Origin of the sequence: Streptomyces roseolus (assembly GCF_014649855.1) — a bacterium.
Taxonomy (GTDB): Bacteria; Actinomycetota; Actinomycetes; order Streptomycetales; family Streptomycetaceae; genus Streptomyces; species Streptomyces roseolus.
Genome location: NZ_BMTV01000007.1, coordinates 107,583 through 132,023 on the forward strand (window position 1 = coordinate 107,583; position 24,441 = coordinate 132,023).

At 73.6% G+C, this 24,441-nt stretch carries 21 protein-coding genes and 1 pseudogene; 11 read left to right on the forward strand and 11 right to left on the reverse strand.

Features of this window, described 5'->3' with window-relative positions:
- Positions 1-14: 14 nt before the first annotated feature.
- Both fomD and IE245_RS10400 read right to left on the reverse strand, forming a co-directional pair.
- On the reverse strand, positions 15-689 hold the full coding sequence (gene fomD / locus IE245_RS10395) for a cytidylyl-2-hydroxypropylphosphonate hydrolase (protein WP_189946502.1): 675 nt from the start codon (positions 687-689) through the stop codon (positions 15-17).
- A 110-nt stretch (positions 690-799) separates the two neighbouring features.
- On the reverse strand, positions 800-2,200 hold the full coding sequence (locus IE245_RS10400) for a class II fumarate hydratase (protein ID WP_373305308.1): 1,401 nt from the start codon (positions 2,198-2,200) through the stop codon (positions 800-802).
- 116 nt (positions 2,201-2,316) lie between these two features.
- On the opposite strand from IE245_RS10400, the gene IE245_RS10405 reads away from it, so the two are divergent.
- Complete coding sequence (locus IE245_RS10405; protein ID WP_189946504.1) at positions 2,317-3,843, forward strand: ricin-type beta-trefoil lectin domain protein; 1,527 nt, start codon at positions 2,317-2,319, stop codon at positions 3,841-3,843.
- A 118-nt stretch (positions 3,844-3,961) separates the two neighbouring features.
- Here IE245_RS10405 and IE245_RS10410 read toward each other — a convergent pair whose 3' ends face one another.
- Positions 3,962-4,588: a lipoprotein gene (locus IE245_RS10410; protein ID WP_189946505.1), complete on the reverse strand. Its 627-nt coding sequence runs from the start codon at positions 4,586-4,588 to the stop codon at positions 3,962-3,964.
- A 97-nt stretch (positions 4,589-4,685) separates the two neighbouring features.
- On the opposite strand from IE245_RS10410, the gene IE245_RS10415 reads away from it, so the two are divergent.
- Complete coding sequence (locus tag IE245_RS10415; RefSeq protein WP_189946506.1) at positions 4,686-5,189, forward strand: dirigent protein; 504 nt, start codon at positions 4,686-4,688, stop codon at positions 5,187-5,189.
- Positions 5,190-5,200: 11 nt separating this feature from the next.
- Here the strand turns inward: IE245_RS10415 and IE245_RS10420 are convergent, their stop codons facing one another.
- Both IE245_RS10420 and IE245_RS10425 read right to left on the reverse strand, forming a co-directional pair.
- Entirely contained in the window at positions 5,201-5,845 is a 645-nt protein-coding gene (locus IE245_RS10420; RefSeq protein ID WP_373305302.1) for an HAD family acid phosphatase, read from the reverse strand.
- Positions 5,846-6,011: 166 nt separating this feature from the next.
- A complete protein-coding gene (locus IE245_RS10425) occupies positions 6,012-7,685 on the reverse strand; it encodes a fumarate hydratase (protein WP_189946507.1) in 1,674 nt (557 codons plus the stop codon).
- A gap of 442 nt (positions 7,686-8,127) precedes the next feature.
- Here IE245_RS10425 and IE245_RS10430 point away from each other — a divergent pair, with 442 nt between their 5' ends.
- On the forward strand, positions 8,128-8,844 hold the full coding sequence (locus IE245_RS10430) for a DUF1707 SHOCT-like domain-containing protein (protein WP_189946667.1): 717 nt from the start codon (positions 8,128-8,130) through the stop codon (positions 8,842-8,844).
- Positions 8,845-9,618: 774 nt separating this feature from the next.
- On the forward strand, positions 9,619-9,990 hold the full coding sequence (locus tag IE245_RS10435; protein ID WP_189946508.1) for a WhiB family transcriptional regulator: 372 nt from the start codon (positions 9,619-9,621) through the stop codon (positions 9,988-9,990).
- Between the two features lie 140 nt (positions 9,991-10,130).
- Here IE245_RS10435 and glpX read toward each other — a convergent pair whose 3' ends face one another.
- Complete coding sequence (gene glpX, locus IE245_RS10440; protein ID WP_189946509.1) at positions 10,131-11,162, reverse strand: class II fructose-bisphosphatase; 1,032 nt, start codon at positions 11,160-11,162, stop codon at positions 10,131-10,133.
- A gap of 127 nt (positions 11,163-11,289) precedes the next feature.
- On the opposite strand from glpX, the gene IE245_RS10445 reads away from it, so the two are divergent.
- The gene (locus tag IE245_RS10445; protein ID WP_189946510.1) at positions 11,290-11,814 is read left to right on the forward strand and encodes a DUF4245 domain-containing protein; all 525 of its coding nucleotides are present in this window, start codon (positions 11,290-11,292) and stop codon (positions 11,812-11,814) included.
- A 70-nt stretch (positions 11,815-11,884) separates the two neighbouring features.
- On the opposite strand, the gene IE245_RS10450 is transcribed toward IE245_RS10445, so the two are convergent.
- The 4 genes from IE245_RS10450 to IE245_RS10465 form a co-directional block, all read right to left on the reverse strand.
- Positions 11,885-12,475, reverse strand: coding sequence for a malonic semialdehyde reductase (locus IE245_RS10450; RefSeq protein WP_189946511.1), 591 nt, complete (start codon positions 12,473-12,475; stop codon positions 11,885-11,887).
- 191 nt (positions 12,476-12,666) lie between these two features.
- A complete protein-coding gene (locus IE245_RS10455) occupies positions 12,667-12,900 on the reverse strand; it encodes an exodeoxyribonuclease VII small subunit (RefSeq protein ID WP_189946512.1) in 234 nt (77 codons plus the stop codon).
- Positions 12,901-12,950: 50 nt separating this feature from the next.
- Positions 12,951-14,156, reverse strand: coding sequence for an exodeoxyribonuclease VII large subunit (xseA, locus tag IE245_RS10460; protein WP_189946513.1), 1,206 nt, complete (start codon positions 14,154-14,156; stop codon positions 12,951-12,953).
- Between the two features lie 124 nt (positions 14,157-14,280).
- Positions 14,281-15,666, reverse strand: coding sequence for an APC family permease (locus IE245_RS10465; protein WP_189946514.1), 1,386 nt, complete (start codon positions 15,664-15,666; stop codon positions 14,281-14,283).
- 152 nt (positions 15,667-15,818) lie between these two features.
- Between IE245_RS10465 and IE245_RS10470 the strand changes: the two genes are divergently transcribed.
- Both IE245_RS10470 and ppgK read left to right on the forward strand, forming a co-directional pair.
- The gene (locus tag IE245_RS10470; protein WP_189946515.1) at positions 15,819-16,820 is read left to right on the forward strand and encodes a 4-hydroxy-3-methylbut-2-enyl diphosphate reductase; all 1,002 of its coding nucleotides are present in this window, start codon (positions 15,819-15,821) and stop codon (positions 16,818-16,820) included.
- Positions 16,821-16,849: 29 nt separating this feature from the next.
- On the forward strand, positions 16,850-17,617 hold the full coding sequence (gene ppgK / locus IE245_RS10475) for a polyphosphate--glucose phosphotransferase (protein ID WP_189946516.1): 768 nt from the start codon (positions 16,850-16,852) through the stop codon (positions 17,615-17,617).
- A 316-nt stretch (positions 17,618-17,933) separates the two neighbouring features.
- Here the strand turns inward: ppgK and IE245_RS10480 are convergent.
- Positions 17,934-18,530 (reverse strand): annotated as a pseudogene (locus tag IE245_RS10480) (DUF6542 domain-containing protein); the annotation flags it as partial.
- Positions 18,531-18,825: 295 nt separating this feature from the next.
- Here IE245_RS10480 and ychF point away from each other — a divergent pair.
- The 4 genes from ychF (at position 18,826) to IE245_RS10500 (ending at position 24,168) form a co-directional block, all read left to right on the forward strand.
- Positions 18,826-19,914 carry a redox-regulated ATPase YchF gene (ychF, locus tag IE245_RS10485; RefSeq protein ID WP_189946517.1) on the forward strand — a complete coding sequence of 363 codons (1,089 nt, stop codon included), beginning with the start codon at positions 18,826-18,828 and terminating at the stop codon, positions 19,912-19,914.
- A gap of 181 nt (positions 19,915-20,095) precedes the next feature.
- On the forward strand, positions 20,096-20,494 hold the full coding sequence (locus IE245_RS10490) for an Imm7 family immunity protein (RefSeq protein ID WP_189946518.1): 399 nt from the start codon (positions 20,096-20,098) through the stop codon (positions 20,492-20,494).
- A 130-nt stretch (positions 20,495-20,624) separates the two neighbouring features.
- On the forward strand, positions 20,625-23,303 hold the full coding sequence (locus tag IE245_RS10495; protein WP_189946519.1) for an AfsR/SARP family transcriptional regulator: 2,679 nt from the start codon (positions 20,625-20,627) through the stop codon (positions 23,301-23,303).
- A gap of 100 nt (positions 23,304-23,403) precedes the next feature.
- Positions 23,404-24,168, forward strand: a complete 765-nt coding sequence (locus tag IE245_RS10500) for a DUF4232 domain-containing protein (protein ID WP_189946520.1) — start codon at positions 23,404-23,406, stop codon at positions 24,166-24,168.
- The last annotated feature ends 273 nt before the right edge of the window (positions 24,169-24,441 follow it).

The window sequence follows — 24,441 nt, forward strand, 5'->3', positions numbered from 1 at the left end:
GCGCGGCAAGGGTCTCATGGAGCGGTGTGCGCCGGGGTGCGATCCCAGTCCGCCGGCAGGGCGGGGACGGTCCAGGAGGGATCGGGCCGCCACTCCTCCCAGCCGTCCCGGAAGGGTGTTCCCCAGCTCTCGACCAGCCGTACGGCCGCCGCGCCGGCCTCCCGCACCCGGGCGGCCCCGGCCGGGTCCATGAGCCCGGCGCGCTGCGCCTGCTCGAACTCGTCCTCGTCCCGCCAGAGCCAGCTGCGGTCGGGGTAGACGGAGATGTCGAGGAAGTGGTCGTCGGAGTCGACGCCGCCGGCCCAGCGGCGGCGCGGCTCCTCCAGGTTCACGTACCAGCTGCGGAAGCGCCAGCCGCGCTCCCAGAAGAGCCAGACCGACCACGGGTCGCCGGGCCTCGCCAGCTTGAGGACCCCGCTGCCGGCCCAGCGGGCGCGCTCGGTGGTGCGGGGCGCGGTGTAGCGGGTGGCGAGCGGCTCGTCGTGGACGGAGGTGCCGTCGGCGAGCACCGGCCGGACGCACTCGGTGCCGGGCGCCATCCACACGGCGAGCAGGTCCGGGGTGTCGCGGACGACGGTCACCGGCCGGCAGATGTGCACCTCGTCGGTGCCGACGCCGCGATAGCGCCAGAGGATGTGCTCCCCGGGCGCCCAGCGCCGGATGCCGTCCGAACCGTCCGCTCCTGTCATGCGCAGATCTTAGGGGCGCGCTCCCACCGGCGCTGCGGCACAGGTCACGGTTGAGTCATCCGAAAGCGGCCCCGGGTTCGTGCCGGGGCCACCTCCGGGTCATGTCGGGGTCACGGCCGGGTCATGCGCAGGACGTCGAGGGCCTCGTCGAGCTGTTCGAGGGTGAGGTCGCCGCGCTCCACGTAGCCGGACTCCAGGACGACCTCGCGGATGGTCTTCCGCTCGGCCAGGGACCGCTTGGCGACCTTCGCGGCCTCCTCGTAGCCGATGTACTTGTTGAGCGGGGTGACGACGGAGGGGGAGGACTCGGCGTACTCGCGGGCGCGTTCGACGTTGGCGGTGACGCCGTCGACGGTCCGGTCGGCGAGCAGCCGGGAGGCGTTGGCCAGGAGCCGTACGGACTCGAGGAGGTTCTTGGCCATCACCGGGAGCATCACGTTGAGCTCGAAGTTCCCGGCCGCGCCGGCCACGGCGACGGTGGTGTCGTTGCCGGTGACCTGGGCGGCGACCATGAGGACCGCCTCGGGGACCACCGGGTTGACCTTGCCGGGCATGATCGAGGAGCCGGGCTGGAGGTCGGGGAGGTTGATCTCGGCCAGGCCGGTTCGGGGGCCGCTGGCCATCCACCGCAGATCGTTGGCGATCTTGGTGAGGGAGACGGCGATGGTCCTGAGCTGGCCGGAGGTCTCCACCAGGCCGTCCCGGGCGCCCTGCGCCTCGAAGTGGTCGCGGGCCTCGGTGAAGGGCAGGCCGGTGGCGCGGGCGAGCTCGGCGACGACGGCGGCCGAGAAGCCGGGCGGGGTGTTGATCCCGGTGCCCACGGCGGTGCCGCCGAGGGGGAGTTCGGCGAGCCGGGGGAGGGCGGAGCGCAGCCGTTCGATCCCGTACCTGACCTGGGCCGCGTAGCCGCCGAACTCCTGGCCCAGGGTGACCGGGGTGGCGTCCATCAGATGCGTACGGCCCGACTTCACGACCGTCGCGAATTCGGCCGATTTTCGCTCCAGGGCGGCGGCCAGGTGGTCGAGCGCGGGGATCAGGTCGTGGGTGACGGCGGCGGTGGCGGCGATGTGGATGGAGGACGGGAAGACGTCGTTGGACGACTGCGAGGCGTTGACGTGGTCGTTGGGGTGGACGGCCCGGTCGGCCGGAAGCCGCTCCCCGGCGAGGGTGGCGAGGACCTCGTTGGTGTTCATGTTGGAGGAGGTGCCGGAACCCGTCTGGAAGACGTCGACCGGGAACTGGTCGTCCCAGCGGCCCTCCGCGACCTCCGCGGCGGCGGCCGCGATGGCCTCCGCGCGGTCCCGGTCGATCACCCCGAGCTCGGCGTTGACGGCGGCGGCGGCGGCCTTGATCCGGGCCAGCGCCTCGATGTGGGCGCGCTCCAGGCGCTGCCCGGAGACCGGGAAGTTCTCCACCGCGCGCTGGGTCTGGGCCCGCCACTTGGCGTGCGCGGGGACCCGCACCTCGCCCATGGAGTCGCGCTCGGTCCGGTAGCCGTCGTCGTTCTTCATGTCCTCGGTCATCACTCAACCTCCATGAAAAGATGAGCACTTGTCTTGTTCGATGTATTCCCAAGGCGTGTACCGGCCAGTAAAAACCGTGGGTAACCCCACTTCCAGGAGGCGCAATGACGCGCACCAGGTACAGACTCCGCTGGCCCGTCGCCGCCGTCGCCGCGGCGGCCGCCGCCCTCGGCTCCCTGACCGCCGCCCCCGCCGGAGCGGCCGACACCGGTACGAGGGCCGCCGTCGCCTCCGTACCCCTCCCGCCCGAGCTGGAGGCCATCCGGGCGGCCGAGGCCACGAAGATCTACGGCAGCCCCGAGGAACGCCCCCTCGACCAGCGGAAGACCGGCCTCATCTCGCTCGGCGACAGCGAGATCTCCGGCGAGGGCGTGGGGAACTACGAGTCCCCCACCAACGGTCCCACCAACTGGTGCCACCGCTCGCCCGACGCGGCCATCCACCGCACCGGCATCGCCGCCGACCTCACCTTCAACGTCTCCTGCTCCGGCGCCTCCACCGGCCACATCCGGATCGGCGGGAACAAGCAGTACGCGGACGAGCTCGTCCAGAGCGACAACCTCGCCGTCAAGGCCCGCAACACCCGCATCAAGATGGTCCTCCTGGTCGCCGGCGCCAACGACGACCTCCAGTTCGGCCCGGTCATGACCGACTGCGTCACCCGGTACGTCCTCAGCCAGGGCGCCTGCGAGCCCAAGTACGCCCCCGGCTGGCAGGCCCGCGTCGACGCCCTCGTCCCCAAGGTCGAGCAGACCGTCCGCGACCTGAAGACCGTCATGCGGGACGCCGGATACGCCGACGGCGACTACAAGCTCGTCGTCATGGGCTACCCCAGCCCCATCGGCCCCGACTTCCGCGACAACCCGGACTTCTCCGGCAAGCTGGCCTGTGGCGGCATGGGCTACGACTCCGACACCAAGTGGGGCCGCAACACCGCCGTCCCCGCCTTCGAGCGCGGCATGCGCCGGGTCGCCGCCTCCACCGGCGCCGTCTACCTCGACAACTCGCGGCTCTTCCACGGCCACGAGGTCTGCATGGAGGACACCTGGGCCCGGGGCCTGTACATCGACCTCTCCAAGCCCGGCGGGATCGACGAGAACTCCACCCGGCAGTCCTTCCACCCCAACAAGAGCGGCCACGCCGCCTTCGCCTCCTGCCTGACCCAGCTCTACGCCTCCGGCCTGCGCGAGGCGAGCTGCGCCGACGTGAACTCCTCCGGCACCCCGACGCTCTTCCCGCTCGCCTGGGACGACGTCTACAAGCCGCTGCGGAACGGCGCCACCGGCGACTGCCTCGACGTGAACGCCGCCGAGTCCGCCAACGGCACCGCCGTCCTCGGCTGGGACTGCCACGGCGGCCGCAACCAGGGCTGGTGGTACGACTCCGCCCGCAAGACCCTCCACACCGAACTCACCCAGGACCGCTGCCTGGACGTGCCGGGCGCCGCCTACCAGGCCGGCAAGGCGCTCGTCGTCTGGAACTGCTCCGGCGCCGCCAACCAGAGGTTCGTCCGCGACGGCGCCACCATCCGGCCCGCCGCCGCGGCCGGACTCTGCCTGGCGCAGGGCGCCGCGAAGGAGCCGGTCCGGCTCCAGACCTGCGACGGCTCGGCGAACCAGCGGTTCGCGTAGCCCGCGGGCCCGAGAACGCCGTGGCCCTCCGTCCGGTGCGGGACGGAGGGCCACGGTCCTTTTCCCGGGCGCCCCGGGTGGGCTCCCCGGCCGCCTCAGGTGAGCTCCCCAGTCGCCTTCAGGTGAGCTCCAGGGTCGACTTCGCCCGCTCGTACGCGGCGACCACCGCGTCCTCCTCGGCGTCGAGACCGCCGAGCTCCACGATGACGACCGCGCCCTTCGGGGTCGTCACCGCGAAGGAGCGCCCGTCCCGCCAGGCCTCGTCGAGCTCGCTGTAGACGGAGTAGCGGGCCTCCACGGCGGCCACCGCGCCCGCCTTCACGTCGGTGAGGACGAGCTCCTTGCTCTTGTCGTCCTCGACGAAGGCCTTCAGGGCGGACCGGGCCGGTCCCTCCGGCGCGGTCCACACCCGCAGGAAGCCGATGTCCGAGGTCCCCTCCGACTCCGCCTCGCACACGATCGTGGCCGGCCCCTGCTCCACCAGCGCGGCGAAGTCGGGGTCCGCGGGCTTCTCGACCGCCTCCGGCTCCCAGCCCTCCGTGAGGGAGAAGGAGACGGGCAGCGCGCAGGAGGAGCCGGGACCGCCGACGGACACCACGGCCTCAGGGGAGGGCACCGCCGTCGGCGCCTTCGTCGCGGTCGGCGGGGCGGCCGCCGGGGCGTCCGGTTCCGGGGTCGTACCGCAGGCGGTCAGCAGGACCGCCGCGAGCAGGGCGGTACGGAGGAGAGGGGCTTTACCTGGCATGGCCCCATCATCCCTGACCGGGTGCGTCACCCGGACGGCGGCAGCACAATGTGAGGACGGCCCGAAGGGGGACCCGCACCCGCCAGGGAGGCAGTCCATGATCCGGAGTTTCAGGAGGATCGGCGCCCTCGGCGCCGCGACGGTCGCGGCCGTCGCCTTCACGGCCGCCGCGCCGGTCGCCGCCGCACCCGCCGTGCCCGCCGACGGGTACGAGTTCACCCTCTACGCCAAGGAGGTCCCGGTCGGCGGGGACGAGAGCCCCGGCGCGTCACCGGAGGTCGGCGACTCCTTCGCCTTCGCCGACGACCTCTCCCGCGCCAAGGGCGGCGAGAAGGTCGGCCGCGACGGCGTCGGCTGCACCGTGGTGCGCACCGGCGACCCGATGGACGTGCTCTGCGTCGGCACCTTCGTCCTGAACGGCGGCCCCGGCGGCCAGCTCACCGGGCAGACCCTGCTCTCCGTCGACCCCTCGGACCAGGCTCCGGCCGCGTTCGACATCGCGGTCACCGGCGGCACCGGCGACTTCAAGGACGCCCGCGGCTGGATCCGCTCGACCCCGGACGGGGACTACTCGAAGCTGGAGTTCCACCTCACCCGGTAGGGACGGGCTCCCTACGACAGCTTGCCGTAGTCCGGCAGCTTGAAGGCGCGCTCGGCGTGACCGCCGACGATGTCGGTCGTGTTGTTCCCGATGTTCGCGATGATCGTGTAGCCCTTGGCCTCGATCTCGGCGCGCTTCTCCGTCTTGTAGGCGCTCACCTCGGCGAACAGGTCGGGCAGCGAGCGCACGTACAGGCCGTCGACCGGGTAGCCGACCTGCTTGAGGTTCCACTCGGTGAGGGAGTGGATGATCCCCGGCCGCGCGGTCACGAAGAAGACCTTCACCCCGCGCGCGTGCGCGTCCCGGACGAGGGAGCGGACCTCGGGGATGGCCGGGGTCGGCAGCTCCCAGAACGGGTGGAAGTCCGTCTCCAGGGAGCTGTTGTCGATGTCGAGGACGATCGCCTGCTTCTCCGTGCCGGCGTCCTCGGCGCGCTCCTCGACGTACGGGCGGGCCTCGGCGACCACCGCGGCCACGTCCCGGCGCCAGGTCGCGTAGTCCACGCCCTCGATCGCGGCGGCGGAGGTGAGGTGGGTGTCGGGATCGGCGGCGGAGGCGGCGGGCGCGGGCCCGACGACGAGGAGGGCGGTGAGGCCGAGCAGGCCGGTGGCGGTGGCCGCGGACCGGGCGGAGGGCATGGCGGGCATGGAGGGCATGGGGGGCTCCCGAGTGGTCGACCGTCTCAGTGGTTGACATGCTCGCGACCCATACTGACCAGTAAGTGGCCGGCTGACTACCGGTCGGTAGCGACTTTCGGAGCGGGACGTGACGGCGCCCCCGGTCCGTCCGCGCGGACCGGGGGCGCCGAGGTGCCACCCGGGGTTACGACAGCTGGGAGCCCTGGCGCACCGGGATGTGGGTGAACGTCGGCTCCGGCGCCGGGTTCTGGAAGAAGTCGTTGCCCTTGTCGTCGACGACGACGAACGCCGGGAAGTCCTCGACCTCGATCTTCCAGACGGCCTCCATGCCGTCCTCCTCGTTGTCCAGGACCTCGATCTTCTTGATGCAGTCCTGGGCGAGGCGGGCGGCCGGGCCGCCGATGGATCCGAGGTAGAAACCGCCGTGCGTGCCGCACGCGTCCGTGACCTGCTGGGAGCGGTTGCCCTTGGCGAGCATCACCATCGAGCCGCCCGCCGCCTGGAACTGCTCCACGTAGCTGTCCATGCGGCCGGCCGTCGTCGGGCCGAAGGAACCGGAGGCGTACCCCTCGGGGGTCTTCGCCGGGCCCGCGTAGTAGACCGGGTGGTCCTTCATGTACTGCGGCATGTCCTCGCCCGCGTCGAGCCGCGCCTTGATCTTGGCGTGCGCGATGTCACGGGCGACGACCAGCGGTCCGGTGAGCGAGAGGCGCGTCTTGACCGGGTACTTGGTCAGCTCGGCCAGGACCTGGTCCATCGGCTGGTTCAGGTCGATCTTCACCACGTCGCCGTCCTCGGCGAGGTGCTCGTCCGTGGTGTCCGGCAGGAAGCGCGCCGGGTCGGTCTCCAGCTGCTCCAGGAAGACGCCCTCGGCGGTGATCTTCGCGACGGCCTGACGGTCGGCCGAGCAGGAGACGGCGATCGCGACGGGCAGCGAGGCACCGTGGCGGGGGAGGCGGACCACGCGCACGTCGTGGCAGAAGTACTTGCCGCCGAACTGCGCGCCGATGCCGATCTTCTGCGTCAGCTCGAAGACCTTCTCCTCCAGCTCCTTGTCCCGGAAGCCGTGGCCGGTGGCGGCGTCGCCCTCGGTCGGCAGCTCGTCCAGGTAGTGCGCGGAGGCGTACTTCGCGGTCTTCAGCGCGAACTCGGCGGAGGTGCCGCCGACCACGATCGCCAGGTGGTACGGCGGGCAGGCCGCCGTACCCAGCGAACGGATCTTCTCCTCCAGGAACTTCATCATGGACGCCTCGTTGAGGACGGCCTTCGTCTCCTGGTAGAGGAAGGACTTGTTGGCCGAGCCGCCGCCCTTGGCCATGAAGAGGAACTTGTACGCGCCGCCGTCCGTCGCGTACAGCTCGATCTGCGCGGGCAGGTTCGAGCCGGTGTTCTTCTCCTCCCACATGGTGACCGGGGCCATCTGCGAGTAGCGGAGGTTGAGCTTGGTGTACGCGTCGTAGATGCCCTTCGACAGGGCCTCCTCGTCGCGGCCCCGGGTCAGCACGTTCTGACCGCGCTTGCCCATGACGATCGCGGTGCCGGTGTCCTGGCACATGGGGAGCACGCCGGCGGCGGCGATGTTCGCGTTCTTCAGGAGGTCGAGCGCGACGAACTTGTCGTTGGCCGAGGCCTCCGGGTCGTCGATGATCTTCCGCAGCTGGGCCAGGTGGGCCGGGCGCAGGAAGTGCTGGATGTCGTGGATGGCCTCGGCGGCCAGCTTGCGCAGCGCCTCCGGCTCGACCTTGAGGAACGTACGGCCGTCGGCCTCGAAGGTGGAGACGCCCTCGGCGGTCACCAGGCGGTAGGGCGTGGTGTCCTCTCCGACGGGGAGCAGATCGGAGTACGCAAACTCTGGCATGACGGCAGCCATTCCTCACTCGGCAGACAGCAGCGCGCCGCCTCCGTTGGCGGTCGCGCCCTCCAGCGTAGAACGCGGGCGCGGCACCGATCCTGTGAGGTAAGGCTCACCCGGGACCGGGACCGCGCCGAAGTGGAGTCTTCCGTGCCGGAGAGGCGCGCCGACAGGCTTCCGGGGAGGAGCGGTCCGTTCTCGGCAAGTCCCGGCCGGCGCCGGTCCGTCGCGGCGGGACCCGGCGGGTCGCGGGACGTCGCGTCCCCTAGGGGAGAGATGGGGGGTCGGATCCCTGGTCGCGATCTATCGCGTGTGCCAGGGTGGATGCGTGGACCTCGAAAAGCAGCCCGACCCCGCGCGGCCGTCCGACCCCGCGCAGCCGCCCGCCGCGCCGGAAGCCCCCGCCTCCCCGGCCCCTCCCGCCGCGCCGACCGCGCCGGAAGCCCCCGTGGCGCCCGTCCCGCCTGCTGCTCCGGCCGCTCCCGCTCCGCCCGCCGCGCCGGCGGCTCCCGCGCCGCCGGCGTACGCCGACCCGCAGGGTTCCCTCCGGGCCTCCGACGCCGACCGGGACCGGGTCGCGGACATCCTCGCCGAGGCGCTCGCGCAGGGCCGGCTCGACGCGGAGGAGCACGCGGAGCGGATCGACGCGGTCTACCGGGCCAAGACGGTGGGCGAGTTGGAGCCGATCGTGCGGGACCTGCCGGCCGCCGGCGGCGGACCGGCCGGCGCACGGCCGGAGCCGGCCCCGGCCGCCTACGGCCCGGAGGACGCGGAGGGGAACGCGGACCAGCTGTTCGCCGTCTTCTCCAGCACCACCCGCAAGGGCCGCTGGCGGGTCGCCCGCCGCACCAACGCCTTCGCGATCTTCGGGAACGTGGAGATCGACCTGACCGAGGCGATCTTCACCCAGCCCCTCACCACCATCAACGCCACCTCGATCTTCGGGAACATCGAGGTCCGCGTCCCGGAGAACATCAGCCTGCGCGGCTCCGGCGCGGGCATTCTCGGGAACTTCGAGGTCACGACCCTGGAAGGGGTCGACCCGCAGGCGCCGCTGGTCGTCGTCAACGGCTACGCGGTGCTCGGGAACGTGGAGGCGAGACCCAAGCGCGGCAAGTGGGTCACCGACCTGCAGAGCAAGGTCCGCAAGCACCTCGGGCACTGACGGACCCACGACGGCCGGGCCCACGGCCGCCCGGCCTATGACCGACCGGCCCGCGACTGGCGGACCCACGGCCGACCGGTCCACGGCCGCCCGGCCCGCGACCGGCGGGCCCACGGCCGACCGGTCCACGGCCGCCCGGCCCGCGACCGGCGGGCCCACGGCCGACCGGCCCGCGACCGACCGGCCCGCGACCGGCGGGCCCACGGCCGACCGGTCCACGGCCGCCCGGCCCGCGACCGGCGGGCCCACGACCGACCGGCCCGCGACCGACCGGCCCGCGACCGGCGGGCCCACGGCCGACCGGTCCACGGCCAACCGGCTTGCGACCGACGGACCGATGATCGGCAGCCCGGCAGCCCGGCAGCCCGGCAGTCCGGCAGCCCGGCAGCCCGGCCGCGACCGGTCCGCGAGGAGGGCGCGCCCGGTCCGCGATCGCCCGGCCCGCGACGGACCGGTTCACGGCCGGCGGGCCCACGGCCGACCGACCGGTCCACGTCCGACGGGCCGATGATCGGCCGGCCCCGCCCGACCGCCGACCCCGCCCGGCCGCCGACCCCGCCCGGCCGTCCGGCCGCGACCGGTCCGCGAGCCGGGTGGGACCGATCCGCGACCACCCGGCCGATCAACCGCCGGGTATCGGCCAGGAACTGACCGGAATGCGTCGCCGGGGCTCCGGACTCCGGATGGGGACCGCACGCAGTGCATAGGCGCGCGCACAGCGGGTAGGGCTGCTGCATCGCTGCTCGCTCGCGAAGCCGTCGTCAGGAGTAGACCGTGCTGGAACTGCCGCATCAGCCCCTCCAGGTAGCCCCCGTGCCGCCCCAGCGTGCTCCGGCGCGGCAGGACGAGGACGGCCCCTGGCACGCGGAGGCGGTGTGCCGCCGGGACGAGGCAGGACTCTTCTTCGCCCCCTCCAAGGAGCCGACCGCCGCGCGGCTGGCCCGCGAGGAGGCGGCCAAGCGGGTCTGCGCGCGCTGCCCCGTGATGGTCGACTGCCGCGAGCACGCGCTGCTGCAGCCGGAGCCGTACGGCGTCTGGGGCGGGCTTACCGCCGCCGAGCGCCGCGTGGTGCTGGCCCGGCGCCGCCGCCGCGAGGTCGAGCTCCGCAAGGCCGCCGCGGCCGAGCGCGTCGCCCAGGCCGGCTGACGGGCGGACCGCCGGCGCCGGCCGCTCCCGGCCGCCCGCACCCTGACCCGTACTCCGCGACCCGGGCCCGTACGGAACGGGAAGGGGCGCCCCCACCGCACATGGGGGCGCCCCTCTTCGCTGCCGTCGCCGGGCCGGGGTCAGTTCGCCCGGTCGAAGTCGATCTTGCTGTAGGCGCGCAGCTTCGCGAGCCGGTGCGTGGAGTCGATCTGGCGGATCGTGCCGGACTTCGAGCGCATGACGAGCGACTGGGTGGTCGCGGTCTCGGAGCGGTAGCGCACCCCGCGCAGCAGCTCGCCGTCGGTGATGCCGGTGGCGACGAAGAAGACGTTGTCGCCGGCGACCAGGTCGGTCGTGGTGAGGACCCGGTCCAGGTCGTGGCCCGCGTCGAGGGCCTTCTGGCGCTCGGCCTCGTCCTTCGGCCACAGCTTGCCCTGGATCACGCCGCCCAGGCACTTGATGGCGCAGGCCGAGATGATGCCCTCGGGGGTGCCGCCGATGCCCATGAGCAGGTCGACGCCGGTGCCCTCGCGGGCGGCCATGATCGAGCCGGCCACGTCGCCGTCGGAGATGAACTTGATGCGGGCGCCGGTCTCGCGGATCTCCTTGACGATGCCCTCGTGGCGGGGGCGGTCCAGGATGACCACGGTGACGTCCTCGGCGTTCATGCCCTTCGCCTTGGCGACCCGGCGGATGTTGACCGACACGGGCGCGTTGATGTCGACGAAGTCGGCGGCCTCGGGGCCGGTGACCAGCTTGTCCATGTAGAAGACCGCGGACGGGTCGAACATGGCGCCGCGGTCGGCGGCGGCCAGCACGGCGATGGCGTTCGGCATGCCCTTGGCGTTCAGGGTCGTGCCGTCGATCGGGTCCACGGCGATGTCGACCTCGGCGCCGGTGCCGTCGCCGACCCGCTCGCCGTTGAAGAGCATCGGCGCCTCGTCCTTCTCGCCCTCGCCGATGACGACGACGCCGTTCATCGACACGGTCGAGATGAGGGTCCGCATCGCGTTGACCGCGGCGCCGTCCGCGCCGATCTTGTCGCCGCGGCCGACCCAGCGGCCGGCGGCCATGGCGGCGGCCTCGGTCACGCGGACCAGTTCGAGCGCCAGGTTGCGGTCGGGGGCCTCGGGAGAGACCTCGAGCTCGGGGGGCAGGTGGTGCTCGGTCATCGGAGCGCACCTTTCTGTACGACGACGGCCGGAAATAAGGAGGGTGCTGTGACTCTATCGCCAGGTCGACAAATTGAGCAGAGGGGCCCACGTATGAGCGCGGGACCCGGATGCGACCATATGGGGCGTGGCAGCTAAGCGAGGCAGGCAGACGGTACGCGGGATGTTCCAGTCCCTCGGGGTGATCATGGTCGCCGCGGGGGTCATGTATCTCTTCATCCCGCACGACGAGGACGCGGAGCCGGTCAAGGCCAAGGACTACCGCGTCGAGCTGGTCACGGCCCAGCGTGCGGCGCCCTACCCGGTGCTCGCGCCCGAGGGCCTCGGCGAGGACTGGAAGGCGACGGTGGTCTCGTACAAGCGCGAGCAGGGCAACGCCTGGCAGCTCGGCTTCCTCTCCCCGGACACCCAGTACGTCTCGGTCAACCAGTCGACCACCGAGCCGAAGAAGTTCGTGCCGAAGGTCACGCACTCGGCCAAGGACACGGGCAGGACGCAGACGGTGGCCGGGCAGGAGTGGCAGCGCTGGGAGGGCCCCAAGTACGACGCGCTGGTGCGCACCGAGGGCGGGGCGACCACGGTCGTGACGGGGACGGCGTCCTTCGACACGCTCGCGGAGATGGCCGCCGCGCTCCGGTCGCAGCAGGCCTGACCCGTCTCCGGACACGACGAAGCCCCCGGTGCCTCGGCACCGGGGGCTTCGTCGTGCGCGGCGGTCCGGCTCAGACGGTGGTGATGACGTCCTCGTAGGCCAGGCGCGGGGAGCGGGGGAACCAGGCGTCCTCGCCCGGCTTGCCGATGTTGATGACCATCAGCGGGGTGTGGTCGGCGTCCAGGAACTCCTTCTGCACGCCGCCGAAGTCCAGGCCGGTCATCGGGCCGGCGGCCAGGCCGGCGGCGCGGATGCCGACGATGAAGTACGCGGCCTGGAGGGCGGCGTTCAGCAGCGCGGAGCCCTCGCGGACCGGGCGCTCCGAGAAGAACATGTCCTTGGCCTGCGGGAAGTGCGGGAGCAGGGCCGGGAGCTCCTCGTGGAACTCGTTGTCGGCGGAGAGGATCGCGACCAGCGGGGCGGCCTTGGTCTTGGCCTGGTTGCCCTCGGCCATGTGCTTCACGAGGCGCTCGCGGGCCTCCTCGGAGCGGACCAGGGTGATGCGCAGCGGGGTCTGGTTGAAGGCGGTGGGGCCGTACTTCACCAGGTCGTAGATCGCCTGGACCTGCTCGTCGGTCACCGGCTCGTCGGTGAACGTGTTGGCGGTGCGGGCCTCGCGGAAGAGGAGGTCCTGGGCGGCGGTGTCGAGAACGAGGGACATGCTGCGTACCTTCCGGACTGCAAAGGGGACCGCCCGGCGGGGAATGCGGGCGATGTCCCGACAGTACGCCCGTGATTGGTGAAAATTCAACTATCCAATCCGGATAGTGATCCGTTTCACTTCGCCAGTGTAGCCGGACCCCGTCGGCCCCGCTCCGCTTTCCCTCCCTGCCCGCTTTCCCCTCCCTCCGCTCAGTCCTCGGGCTCCTCCGACCCCTCCTCGGCCGCCAGCGAGGCGTCGAGCCGGGCGCGGGCGCCCTCCAGCCAGTGCCGGCAGACCTTCGCGAGCTCCTCGCCGCGCTCCCACAGCGCCAGCGACTCCTCCAGGGTCGTCCCGCCCGCCTCCAGGCGCCGGACGACCTCGATCAGCTCGTCGCGCGCCTCCTCGTACCCGAGCGCCGCACCCGTCTCCGTACCGCTTGCCATGTCTTCTCCGTCCTCCGTGCCTTCTCGTCTCGTCGTGCCGCGCGGGTCCGTCACGCCCGCCGCACCGTGAACTCGCCCTCGGCCACCCGGGCCCGCAGCTCCTCGCCCTCCGCGATCTCGCCGGCCGCGCGCACCACCGCCCCGTCCGTCCGCTGGAGCACCGCGTAGCCGCGCTCCAGGGTCGCGGCGGGGGAGAGGGCCCGGACCCGGGCGCGGGTGTGCGCCAGCTCCGACTCCGCCCGGTCCAGGAGGTGCCCGAAGACCCGCCGGCTCCGCGCCAGGAGGGCGTCCAGCTCGTCCTCCCTGACCTCCACCATCCGCCGCGGGTGTTCCATCACCGGCCGGGCCAGCGCGTGCGCCAGCCCCCGCTCCTCGCGCTCCAGGAGCCCCCGTACCGTCCGCAGCGCGCGGTCGCGGAGCCCCCGTACCCGCTCCAGCTCCTCGCCCACGTCCGGGACGACCTTCTTCGCCGCGTCCGTGGGCGTGGAGGCGCGCAGGTCCGCCACCAGGTCGAGCAGCGGGGAGTCCGGCTCGTGCCCGATCGCGGACACCACCGGCGTCCGGCACGCGGCCACCGCGCGGACCAGCTGCTCGTCCGAGAAGGGCAGCAGGTCCTCGACGCTGCCGCCGCCCCGCGCCACCACGATCACGTCCACGTCCTCGTGCGCGTCCAGCTCCCGGACCGCCTGGATCACCTGCGGCACCGCCTTCACGCCCTGCACCGGGACGTTCCGCACCTCGAAGCGGACGGCGGGCCATCTGCGCCGCGCGTTCTCCAGCACGTCCCGCTCGGCCGCCGACGCCCGGCCGCAGACCAGGCCGATCAGCCGCGGCAGGAACGGCAGCGGCTTCTTCCGGTCGAGCGCGAAGAGCCCCTCGGCCGCGAGCCCCCGCTTCAGCTGCTCCAGCCGGGCCAGCAGCTCCCCGATCCCGACCGGCTTGATCTCCACCGCCCGCAGCGACAGCTGCCCGCGCGGCGCGTACCACTCCGGCTTCGCGTGCACGACGACGCGCGCGCCCTCCGACACGACGTCGGCCACCGCGTCGAAGACCTGCCGGTAGCAGGTCACCCCGATGGAGACGTCGTACGAGGGATCCCGCAGCGTCAGGAAGACGACCCCGGCACCGGGGCGTCGCGAGAGCTGCGTGATCTGCCCCTCGACCCAGATCGCCCCCAGCCGGTCGATCCACCCCCCGATCATCCGGGAGACCTCACCGACGGGAAGCGGTGCTTCGGCGGACGTAGTCAGACCCATGCACCGAGCGTAACGGCGCCCTCCGACAACGTCACCGCCGCACCGCCCCCGCCCCCTGCCCGGCCGTCCCGGGCGGGCGCCTGTGTACCCGCCTCACCGGCCCGGCTCCCCGCGCCCGCCCGCCTCACCGCCGCGTCCCCCCGGCCGGGCCGCGTCCCGCCCCCTGGACCGCCAGGACGACGAGGCCGACGCCCAGCCAGACCACGCCCACCACCTGGGCGGCCACCGAGGCCTCCACGATCACGGCGATCAGGATCAACGCGCCGAGGACGGGCAGGACCACGTGGCGCAGCCAGTGCGGCGGGCCCTCCGCGCGCCGGACCGCGAACCAGCCGATCACGCTCGCGTGCAGCAGCACGAAGGCGGTCAGCGCGCCGACGTCGACCACCGACACCAGGTGGTCGAGGCCGTCGTCCCGGCGGGCCGCCCACAGCGCCGCGATCATCGTCACGGTCGCCGACACCAGGAGCGCCACCCGCGGCACCCCCGAGTCGGTGCGCGCCAGCGCGTGCGGCAGCCGCCCCTCGCGGCCCATCGCGAAGAGCAGCCGCCCGCCCGCCGCCTGCCCGGCCAGCGCCGCGAACGCCGCGCCGACCGCCTTCGACACCGCGACCAGATCGTGCAGCCAGCCGCCGACCGAGACGTCGACGGCGTCGTAGAAGGCCGAGCCCTGCTTCCCCGGATCGGCCGCGAGCTCCGCCGAGGAGACCGGTTCGAGGAGCGCCACCAGCCAGGTCTGGGCGACGAACAGGACACCGGCGAGCACCAGGCAGAAGAGCAGCGCCCGCGCCACCTTCGCCGAGCCGCCGGTGACCTCCTCCGCGAAGGCCGCGATCGCGTCGAAGCCCAGGTACGACAGGACCGCCACCGACACCGCGCCGACCACCGCCGCGAGCGAGAAGGTCCCGTCGCCGGTGAGCGGCGACCACCAGTCGCGCTGCGCCCCGTCCCGTACGAGCACGACGAGCGCCGACACCACGAACACCAGCAGCACCACGATCTCCATCGCGAGCACCGCGAAGCCGACCCGGGCGGCGGCCCGCACCCCCCACAGGTTGAGCAGGGTGGTCACCACCACCGCGATCCCGGTCCACACCCACCGGTGCACCTCCGGCACCAGCGCCTCCATCGCGATCCCCGCGAAGAGGTACGCGACGGCCGGGATCAGCAGGTAGTCCAGCATCGCCATCCAGCCGGCGACGAAACCGGGCCCCTCGCCGAGCCCCTTGCGGGCGTACGCGAAGACCGAGCCGGCCTGCGGCGCGACCCGGACCATCTGCGCGTAGCTGAAGGCCGTGAACGCCATGGCCACCGTCGCCACGACGTACACCAGTGCGACGGCGCCGTGCGACTTCGCGTCGAGCGTGCCGAAGACGCCCACCGGCGCCATCGGCGCGATGAACAGCAGCCCGTACACGACCAGGTCGCGGAAGCCGAGCGTCCGCCGTAGCCCCGTGTGGTCCGGCCGCCCGCCCGTCTCCCCGTCCGCCACCCGCGCGTTCTCCGCCATGGCGTCAGTTTCGGCCACGGCCGCCCCCGGACCGCTCACCGACGCGCCCCGTCCGCCGAACGCCCCCGCGCACCACCGGAGGCCCCGCCCGCCACCGACGCGCCGCTCCCGCCCACCGGCGCGCGACGGCCGCCCACCGGCCCGGCCTTACGATGGGACGCATGACTGCAACGCCCGCGACCAACCGCCCGAAGCGTGTCCTGCTCGCCGCTCCCCGCGGCTACTGCGCGGGCGTGGACCGTGCCGTGATCGCCGTCGAGAAGGCCCTGGAGCAGTACGGGGCCCCCGTCTACGTGCGCCACGAGATCGTCCACAACAAGTACGTCGTCCAGACCCTGGAGCGGAAGGGCGCGATCTTCGTCGACCAGGCCACCGAGGTCCCGCCGGGCAACATCGTGATGTTCTCCGCGCACGGCGTCGCCCCGACCGTCCACGAGGAGGCCCGCCAGGGCCGGCTCGCGACGATCGACGCGACCTGCCCGCTGGTCACCAAGGTCCACAAGGAGGCCATCCGGTACGCCAAGGAGGACTTCGACATCCTCCTCATCGGCCACGAGGGCCACGAGGAGGTCATCGGCACCTCCGGCGAGGCCCCCGACCACATCCAGCTCGTCGACGGCCCCGAGGACGTCGCCAACGTCGAGGTCCGCGACCCCTCCCGGGTCGTCTGGCTCTCCCAGACCACGCTCTCCGTCGACGAGACGATGGAGACGGTCGACGCGCTCAAGGACAAGTTCCCGCAGCTGGTCTCCCCGCCGTCGGACGACATCTGCTACGCCACGCAGAACCGCCAGACCGCGATCAAGGAGCTGGCCGGCCAGGCCGAGCTCGTCATCGTCGTCGGCTCCAAGAACTCCTCGAACTCGATCCGCATGGTCGAGGTCGCCAAGCAGGCCGGCGTCCCCGCCGCGTACCTCGTCGACTTCGCGAGCGAGATCGACGAGGCCTGGCTGGAGGGCGTCACCTCGGTCGGCCTCTCCTCCGGCGCCTCCGTCCCCGACGTGCTGGTCCAGGAGGTCCTGGAGTGGCTGTCGCAGCGCGGCTACGCCGACGTGGAGCTGGTCAAGACCGCCGACGAGCACCTCACCTTCTCGCTCCCCAAGGAGCTCCGCCGCGACCTGCGCGCCGAGGCCGCCGCACTCGTCGAGGAGTAGGACCCGGCCCGCCCGGTTAGCTTGATTCCATGAACGTCTTCGGAGTGGACATCGGCGGCTCGGGCATCAAGGGCGCCCCCGTGGATCTGGAACGGGGCGCCCTCACCGAGGAGCGGTACAAGCTCCTCACCCCGCAGCCCGCGACACCGAGCGATGTCGCGGGCCGCGTCGCGGAGGTCGTGGCGCACTTCGGCTGGACCGGCCCCATCGGCGTCACCTTCCCGGGCGTCGTCACCGGCAGCACCATCCGTACCGCCGCGAACGTCGACACGTCCTGGATCGGCACCGACGCCGGCGCGCTCATCGGGGAGGCCGTCGGCGGCCTCCCCGTCACCGTCCTCAACGACGCCGACGCGGCCGGCCTCGCCGAGATGACCTTCGGCGCCGGCCGGGGCCGCACCGGCACCGTCATCATGCTGACCCTCGGCACCGGCATCGGCTCCGCCGTCTTCACCGACGGCCGGCTCGTCCCCAACACCGAGCTCGGCCACCTGGAGCTCAAGGGCCACGACGCCGAGAAGCGCGCCTCCTCCAAGGCGCGCGAGGACGAGCAGCTGACCTGGGAGCACTGGGCCGGCAAGCGGCTCCTCAAGTACCTGGCCCACGTGGAGATGCTCTTCTCCCCGGAGCTGTTCATCCTCGGCGGCGGAGTGAGCCGCAAGGCCGACAAGTTCCTCCCGTACCTGGACGGCATCCGCGCCGAGATCGTCCCGGCCGAGCTGAGGAACGACGCGGGCATCGTCGGCGCGGCGATGGCCGCGAGCGCGACGCCCCCGGCCCGACGGGCCGCCCGGTAGCGGTACGCCTCCGCGACGGGCCGCCCGAGGCAGAGGTGCGGCCCGTCACGGGCCCCCGCGCAGAGGTACTGGCTCCGAGGCAGGCCGCCCCACGCAGAGGTACGGGGGCCGGGCCCGCCCCCCGCGCAGAGGTACGGGCTCCGGCCCGGCCGCCCCGCCCCGCCCGACAGGGGGACGGCTACGGGGCCGGACGTCGGCCCCGCCCCGGGGACCGAGCGCCCCGCGCGGAGGCCGGGCCGTCTTCCCGGCCGGACGCCTGGCCGGCTTCCCGCGCCGAGGCCTGGCCGGCTTCCCGCGCCGAGGCCTGGCCGCCTTCCCGCGCGGGGGCCTGACCGGCTGCTCCCCGCCCGGGAGCCCGGGCACCCCGTACGGGCCCGGCGGCGGCCGCGACGCGGGGCGCCCGCTCTCCTCGCTCGGGGTTCTCCGGGCCCGCCGGGGCCGGGCGGCCCCGGCGTCGGCCCATGTCGCGCACCTTCCGGACGCTCGCGATCAGGCCGGCGATCAGCGTGCCCCCGTACAGCCAGCCGGCGTGCACCGCGAGCGCGGTGATCACGGCCATGGCCTGGCCCCCGAAGCCGCCGCTGCCGCCGGAGATCGGCACGACGCCGACGGCGAAGGCGATCGGGACGGCGATCGGCGCGGTGACCAGGTCCGCGGGGCGCACCCACAGCGCGGTGAGCGCGCTCACCGGCAGGAACAGCAGGCCGAACGCCAGCGGCGAACCGTCCAGGACCAGCCAGTCCAGGAACCCGACGACCAGCATCGCCGCCGAGGCGAAGAGCCCCGCGCCGAGCCCGGTGAGCCGGGGCGAGGGCAGCCGCCGCAGGGCCTGCACCACGGGAGGCGCGGGCCGCCGCGCCGCCGGGGCGCCGACCCGGTAGACGGTGGCCGCCCCGGCTCCGGCCCCTTCCACCTCCACGAGCGGGCCGGGCGGCGTGAGGGGCGTCTGCGGCCGTCGGCGGCCTTGCGGCTGACTTGTCCTGTGCTGCTCCACCTCACCAACGTAGGTCGGGACACGGCGGGAGGGGCCCGGGACACGCCCTTCGGGTGACCTTGGGGCCACAGTTCGACCGATCCCGACCGTACGTGGCCGGGAGGCGGTCCGGGCCGTGCCCCCGGCGGACGGCGAGGGCCCGCGCCGGGCGCCCGTAAACTGGGGGGATCGACCCACCGTCCGCCCCCCATCCGTATCTAGGGAAGTCGCCACCGTGTCGCTCACGATCGGAATCGTCGGCCTGCCGAATGTCGGCAAGTCGACCCTGTTCAACGCCCTGACCAAGAACGACGTGCTGGCGGCCAACTACCCGTTCGCCACGATCGAGCCGAACGTCGGCGTGGTCGGCGTCCCCGACCCCCGCCTGACGAAGCTCGCCGAGATCTTCGCCTCGCAGCGCGTACTCCCCGCCACCGTCGACTTCGTCGACATCGCCGGCATCGTGCGCGGCGCGAGCGAGGGCGAGGGCCTGGGCAACAAGTTCCTGGCGAACATCCGCGAGTCCGACGCGATCTGCCAGGTCATCCGCGCCTTCAAGGACGAGAACGTCGTGCACGTCGACGGCAAGGTCTCGCCGAAGGACGACATCGAGACGATCAACACCGAGCTGATCCTCGCCGACCTCCAGACCATCGAGAAGGTCCTCCCGCGCCTCCAGAAGGAGATGCGGATCAAGAAGGACACGGCGCCCAAGGTCGCCGCCGTCGAGGCCGCCCAGGCGATCCTGGAGAAGGGCGACACCCTCTTCTCCCAGGGCGTCGTCCAGGGCTCGGAGAAGGCGGAGCTCCTCCACGACCTCCACCTCCTCACCACCAAGCCCTTCCTCTACGTCTTCAACGTCGACGAGGACGAGCTGACGGACGAGGCCTTCAAGGACGAGCAGCGCGCCCTGGTCGCCCCCGCCGAGGCGATCTTCCTCAACGCCAAGCTGGAGGCGGACCTCGCCGAGCTCGACGAGGAGGACGCCATGGAGCTCCTCCAGTCCGTCGGCGCCGAGGAGCCCGGCCTCGCCACCCTCGCCCGCGTCGGCTTCGACACCCTCGGCCTCCAGACCTACCTGACGGCCGGCCCCAAGGAGTCCCGCGCCTGGACGATCAAGAAGGGCGCCACGGCCCCCGAGGCGGCCGGTGTCATCCACACCGACTTCCAGAAGGGCTTCATCAAGGCCGAGGTCATCTCCTTCGCCGACCTGGTGGAAACCGGCTCGGTCGCCGAGGCCCGCGCCAAGGGCAAGGCCCGCATGGAGGGCAAGGAGTACGTCATGCAGGACGGCGACGTCGTGGAGTTCCGCTTCAACGTCTGAGCGAGCCTTCAGAGACCCCCTGACCTGCGGCGACGCAAGTCAGGGGGTCTTGCTGTCCGCAACAGTCCGCGCGTGCTGCGATCAGTGCGTGTCGGTGCCGACCGTCGAATGTGCTTCCGCATTCCGAGGGCGCGACGTCCATCCCCGTCATCGATCGACACGACTCCGCCGGAGCGAGGGCATGTACGAGTTCCATGGCTGGTTCGGCATCTCCGAGGACCCGTACGAGGACGACCCGCCCTCGCTGCGGGCCGGCGTCGAGGAACTGCGCGCCCGGATCGACGCCGTCGACTGGTCCTCCAGCTGCCGGGTCACCCTCGACGTCCTCAACGGCCTGCCCGTCGTCACCGCCGCCGGGCAGACCAACCACCTCGGCCGGGAGGCCGCCGAGCTGGACGCGCTGGTGGCGTACATCGCCCGCCGCTTCCCCGGCTCGTGGGGCCTGCTCCACGACCGCTCCGACGAGGGCGACATCCCCGACGCCGACAACGCCTTCCGAGTGCGCGTCCTGCGCCGGGGGCTCGTCGAGGAGCGCCTGGACCCGTTCCTCTCGCCGTGCAATCCGGTGATCGAGGACTGAACCCCCGGCCCCCCGCCCGCCGGTTTCGGCCGAATACCGGCTTCGTGAGGGGATCGGTGCAGGTCGGGGGTGCGGAGCCGCGTATCCTCGGCTGCCGGGGGCAGCGGGAGAATCGGACGCGGAGGTACGGGTGGAGTTCCGGCTGCTCGGATCCGTCGCGGTCGTGACGGAGGGCGGCGACGTCGCCCCGGGACCGGCCAAGCGCACCAGCCTGCTGGCCGCGCTGCTGCTGCGCCCCAACACGGCCGTGAACGTGACGGGGCTGATGGACGCGCTGTGGGAGGACGAGCCTCCGACGCACGCCAAGACGGTGCTCCAGGGGCACGTCTCCCGGCTGCGGGCGCTGCTCGCCGCGCACGGCGCCGAGGCGTACGGCGTGGAGCTCACCACGCAGGGTTCCGCCTATCTGCTGCGGATGCCCGAATCGCTGGTCGATGCCCACCGGTTCGAGGAGCTGGTGGGGCTCGCGGGCGCCCAGCGGAACGCCGCCGACACCGTACGCATGCTGCGCGAGGCGCTGTCGTACTGGCAGGGGCCCGCGCTCACCGGCACCGTCCCGAGCGGTCCCCTGGAGGCCGCCGCCACCGCCCTGGAGGAGCTGCGGCTCTCCTCCGTGGAGGCGCTGGCGGAGGCGTACGGGAAGCTGGGCGAGCACGCCCGGGCCGCCGCAGTCCTGCGCACCGAGGCCGTCGCGCACCCGCTGCGCGAGTCGCTGGCCGCCGCGCTCATGACGGCCCTCGCCCGCGCCGGGCGCCGCTCGGACGCCCTCGACTGGTACCACCGCACCCGCCGGCTGCTCGCCGAGGAGCTGGGCGTCGACCCGGGCGCCGCGCTCGCCGACACGTACGCGGAGCTGCTGCGGGACGCGGGGGCGGTCCTCGTCCCGGCGCCCGCCCCGGCCCCCGGCCCGCCGCCGGCCGACCCGCCGGTGCCCGAGCCCGTCCTCGTACCGGAACTGCTGCCCCGGGCGCCGCGCGGCTTCACCGGGCGGGAGGCCGAGGCCGCGCTGCTCGACCGGGCGGCCGGTGGCGGCGACGGGCCGGTCTGCCTGGTCACCGGGCCCGCCGGGGTCGGCAAGACCGCCTTCGCCGTGGACTGGGCGCACCGGCGACGGGCCGCCTTTCCCGACGGGCGGCTCTTCGCCGACCTGCGCGGCTTCAGCGACACGCCGGCGCCCGAGACCGGCGTCGTGCTCCGTGAGTTCCTGCTCGCGCTCGGCGTGCCGCAGCAGCGGGTGCCGGAGACGGCGGTGGGGCGCGGGGCGCTCTTCCGCAGCCTCACCGCCGGCCGCCGGATGCTCGTCGTCCTCGACAACGCCCGCTCCTCCGAGCAGGTCAGGCCGCTGCTGCCGGGCGGCGACGGCTGCGTGACCGTGGTGACCAGCCGGGACCGGCTCGGCGGGCTCATCGCCTCCGACGCGGCCCGGCCCGTGCCGCTCCGGCAGCTGCCGCCCGCCGCCGCGACCGCGCTCCTCGCGACCGTGCTCGGGGAGGACCGGGTCGCCGCCGAGCCGGACGCCGCCGAGCGGCTCGCCGGGCTCTGCGACGGACTGCCGCTCGCGCTGCGGGTGACGGCCGCCCGGCTCGCCGAACGCCCCGGCCGCCTCCTCGGCGAGATGGTCGGCGAACTCGCCTGCGAGCAGGGACGCCTCGCGCTCCTCGACGTCGAGGACGTCGGCGTCTCCGCCGCGCTGCGCCTCACCGTGCAGCAGCTCCCCGAGTCCGCCGCCCGCGCCTTCCGCGCCCTCGGCCTGCACACCGGCTCCGACCTGGACCACTTCGCCGCCGCCGCGCTCACCGGCACCACCCCCGCCCGGGCCGCCGCCGACCTCGAACGGCTCGCCGCCGCCCACCTCCTCACCGAGGCGGTGCCCGGCCGCTGGACCCCGCACGACCTCGTGCGCCTCTACGCCCGCGGCCTCGCCCCGCAGGCCGACCAGGAGGGGCTGCGCCGCCTCCTCGACCACTACCTGTACGCGGGCCTCGCCGCCGACGCCGCCGCCGAACCCGGCTCGCAGCCCTGCTACGCCCTGCCCGTCGACGCGCGCAGGCCCGCCGCGATCCCGGAGTTCGAGGGCCGTGCCGCCGCCCTCGACTGGTACGTCGCCGAACGCCCCGCCCTGGAGGGGGCCGTGGCCGCCTCCGCCGCCCTCGGGCTGCACGACCGGGCCTGGCGGCTCGCGCTCGTCGCGTGGCCGCTGATGCTGATGCGGCTCCAGGACGGCTGGACCCCGCTCCTGGAGGCCGGGCTCGCCTCCGCCGAGGCGGCCGGCGACCCCGACGCGCAGTCCCGGACGCGGGCGCTGCTCGGCTGGATCCTGCACGAGGAGGGGCGGGACGAGGAGGCGCTGGTCCACCTGGAGCGGGCGCCCGGGCTCGCCGCCCTGGCCGGCGATCCGATCAGCGAGGCCATCGCCGTCGTCAACCACGCGGCCGTCCTGGACGCCACCGGGGAGTGCGGCAGGGCGCGGGAGCTGATGGCGCGGGCGGTCGCGCTCGCCGACCGGACCGGGCACCCGTCGACCCAGGTGCTGGCCCTCCAGCACCTCGCCGGGCACTGCCTGCGGGCGGGGGAGTACGAGGAGGCGCTCGCGCACGTGCTTCGCGCGGGGGAACTCGTCGCGCCCGACGCCGTCGTCGTCCAGGCCGAGCTGCGGATCGTACGGGGCGAGGCGCTGGCCGGCATCGGACGGGTCGAGGAGGCCGCCCACCAGCTGGAACGCGCCGCCGCCGACGCCGAGGCGGCCGGCTTCACGGCGGGTTCGGCACGGGCGGCGGAGCGGCTCGCGCGCCTCGCGGCGGGGCGTTAGCGGTACGCAAGCGGGACGGCAGTGCGCGGCGGGAGGGTGGACACCGCACCACCGACCGCTTGACGCACCACGCTTCACCGACCACGGGGGAAACACCGACATGCGTACCACCACCAGCAGGACCGCCCTTCTCGTCGCGGCCGTCGCGGCCGTCTCGCTCGGCCTGACGGCCTGCGGCGCGGACGAGGGCGTGAAGGACGCCGGCAGCGCGAAGACCACGGCCGGGGCACCGGCGGCGACGGCGACCACCGGGGCCGCGGGGGCGGCCGGGGCGACGGAGAGCGCGGCGCCCGCCGCCGCGGCCGGCTCCTCCGCCGGCTCCTCCGCCGGTTCCTCCGCCGGCTCCTCGGCCGCTCCCGCGGCCGGGAAGGGCACGGCGGGCGCCGCCGCGCAGGGCACCCCGGCCGCCGCCGGCTCCGCTCCCGAGGCCAAGGCGCCGGTCTGCGCCCGCGGCGACGTCAGGATCACCGCGAAGAAGGCCGACGAGGTGCCCACCGAGCACATCGTCCTCACCGCCACCAACACCTCGGGCCGCGCCTGCCGCCTCCTGGGCCACCCGCTCATCGCCTTCGGCGAGATCCAGACGGCCAAGGACGTCCCGGCGGTCCCCGCGAGCAAGCCGGCCGCCCCGGTGGTCCTGGTGCCGGGCGCGCCCGCGTACGCCAACGTGCGGGTCTCCAACGGCGGGGTCCACGAGGACAACAAGGTGGTGAAGGAGTTCAACGTGAACCTCTTCGCGGCCGACGGCCCGGCCGAGGGCAGCGTCGTGGTGACCGCCCCGGCGGGCGGGATCGCCGTCGACGAGGCCGTGGCGAAGACGGGGTACTGGACGCCCGAACTCCGCAACGGCGCCGACGACTTCTGATCGTCTCGCGAGCCGACGAGCCGACGAGCCGACGCGTTCGGACGGCTCGCGGCTCGCCGCGGGCGACGGGCCCGTCTCCCGGGGGATCGGGGACGGGCCCGTTCCGCGCGTCCCGGCTGTGTCGGCACTGTGAATTCCCGGTCTCCTGAGGGCGGTCGGCGGGTGACGGCCGGGTGGGGGAGGTTCGCAGGTGGGGGCGGGGAAGCGCTCGTCCGGGAAGCTACTGATCGGTCATGTCCTGGCTGTGGCAGGGGAGTTGCGGAGGCGCGGGGC

Coding starts and splice junctions, on each gene's coding strand:
- fomD (WP_189946502.1), bottom strand. CDS start 689: ATGACAGGAGCGGACGGTTCGGACGGCATCCGGCGCTGGGCGCCCGGG.
- IE245_RS10400 (WP_373305308.1), bottom strand. CDS start 2,200: ATGAAGAACGACGACGGCTACCGGACCGAGCGCGACTCCATGGGCGAG.
- IE245_RS10405 (WP_189946504.1), top strand. CDS start 2,317: ATGACGCGCACCAGGTACAGACTCCGCTGGCCCGTCGCCGCCGTCGCC.
- IE245_RS10410 (WP_189946505.1), bottom strand. CDS start 4,588: ATGCCAGGTAAAGCCCCTCTCCTCCGTACCGCCCTGCTCGCGGCGGTC.
- IE245_RS10415 (WP_189946506.1), top strand. CDS start 4,686: ATGATCCGGAGTTTCAGGAGGATCGGCGCCCTCGGCGCCGCGACGGTC.
- IE245_RS10420 (WP_373305302.1), bottom strand. CDS start 5,845: ATGCCCTCCATGCCCGCCATGCCCTCCGCCCGGTCCGCGGCCACCGCC.
- IE245_RS10425 (WP_189946507.1), bottom strand. CDS start 7,685: ATGCCAGAGTTTGCGTACTCCGATCTGCTCCCCGTCGGAGAGGACACC.
- glpX (WP_189946509.1), bottom strand. CDS start 11,162: ATGACCGAGCACCACCTGCCCCCCGAGCTCGAGGTCTCTCCCGAGGCC.
- IE245_RS10450 (WP_189946511.1), bottom strand. CDS start 12,475: ATGTCCCTCGTTCTCGACACCGCCGCCCAGGACCTCCTCTTCCGCGAG.
- IE245_RS10455 (WP_189946512.1), bottom strand. CDS start 12,900: ATGGCAAGCGGTACGGAGACGGGTGCGGCGCTCGGGTACGAGGAGGCG.
- xseA (WP_189946513.1), bottom strand. CDS start 14,156: ATGGGTCTGACTACGTCCGCCGAAGCACCGCTTCCCGTCGGTGAGGTC.
- IE245_RS10465 (WP_189946514.1), bottom strand. CDS start 15,666: ATGGCGGAGAACGCGCGGGTGGCGGACGGGGAGACGGGCGGGCGGCCG.
- IE245_RS10470 (WP_189946515.1), top strand. CDS start 15,819: ATGGGACGCATGACTGCAACGCCCGCGACCAACCGCCCGAAGCGTGTC.
- ppgK (WP_189946516.1), top strand. CDS start 16,850: ATGAACGTCTTCGGAGTGGACATCGGCGGCTCGGGCATCAAGGGCGCC.
- IE245_RS10490 (WP_189946518.1), top strand. CDS start 20,096: ATGTACGAGTTCCATGGCTGGTTCGGCATCTCCGAGGACCCGTACGAG.
- IE245_RS10500 (WP_189946520.1), top strand. CDS start 23,404: ATGCGTACCACCACCAGCAGGACCGCCCTTCTCGTCGCGGCCGTCGCG.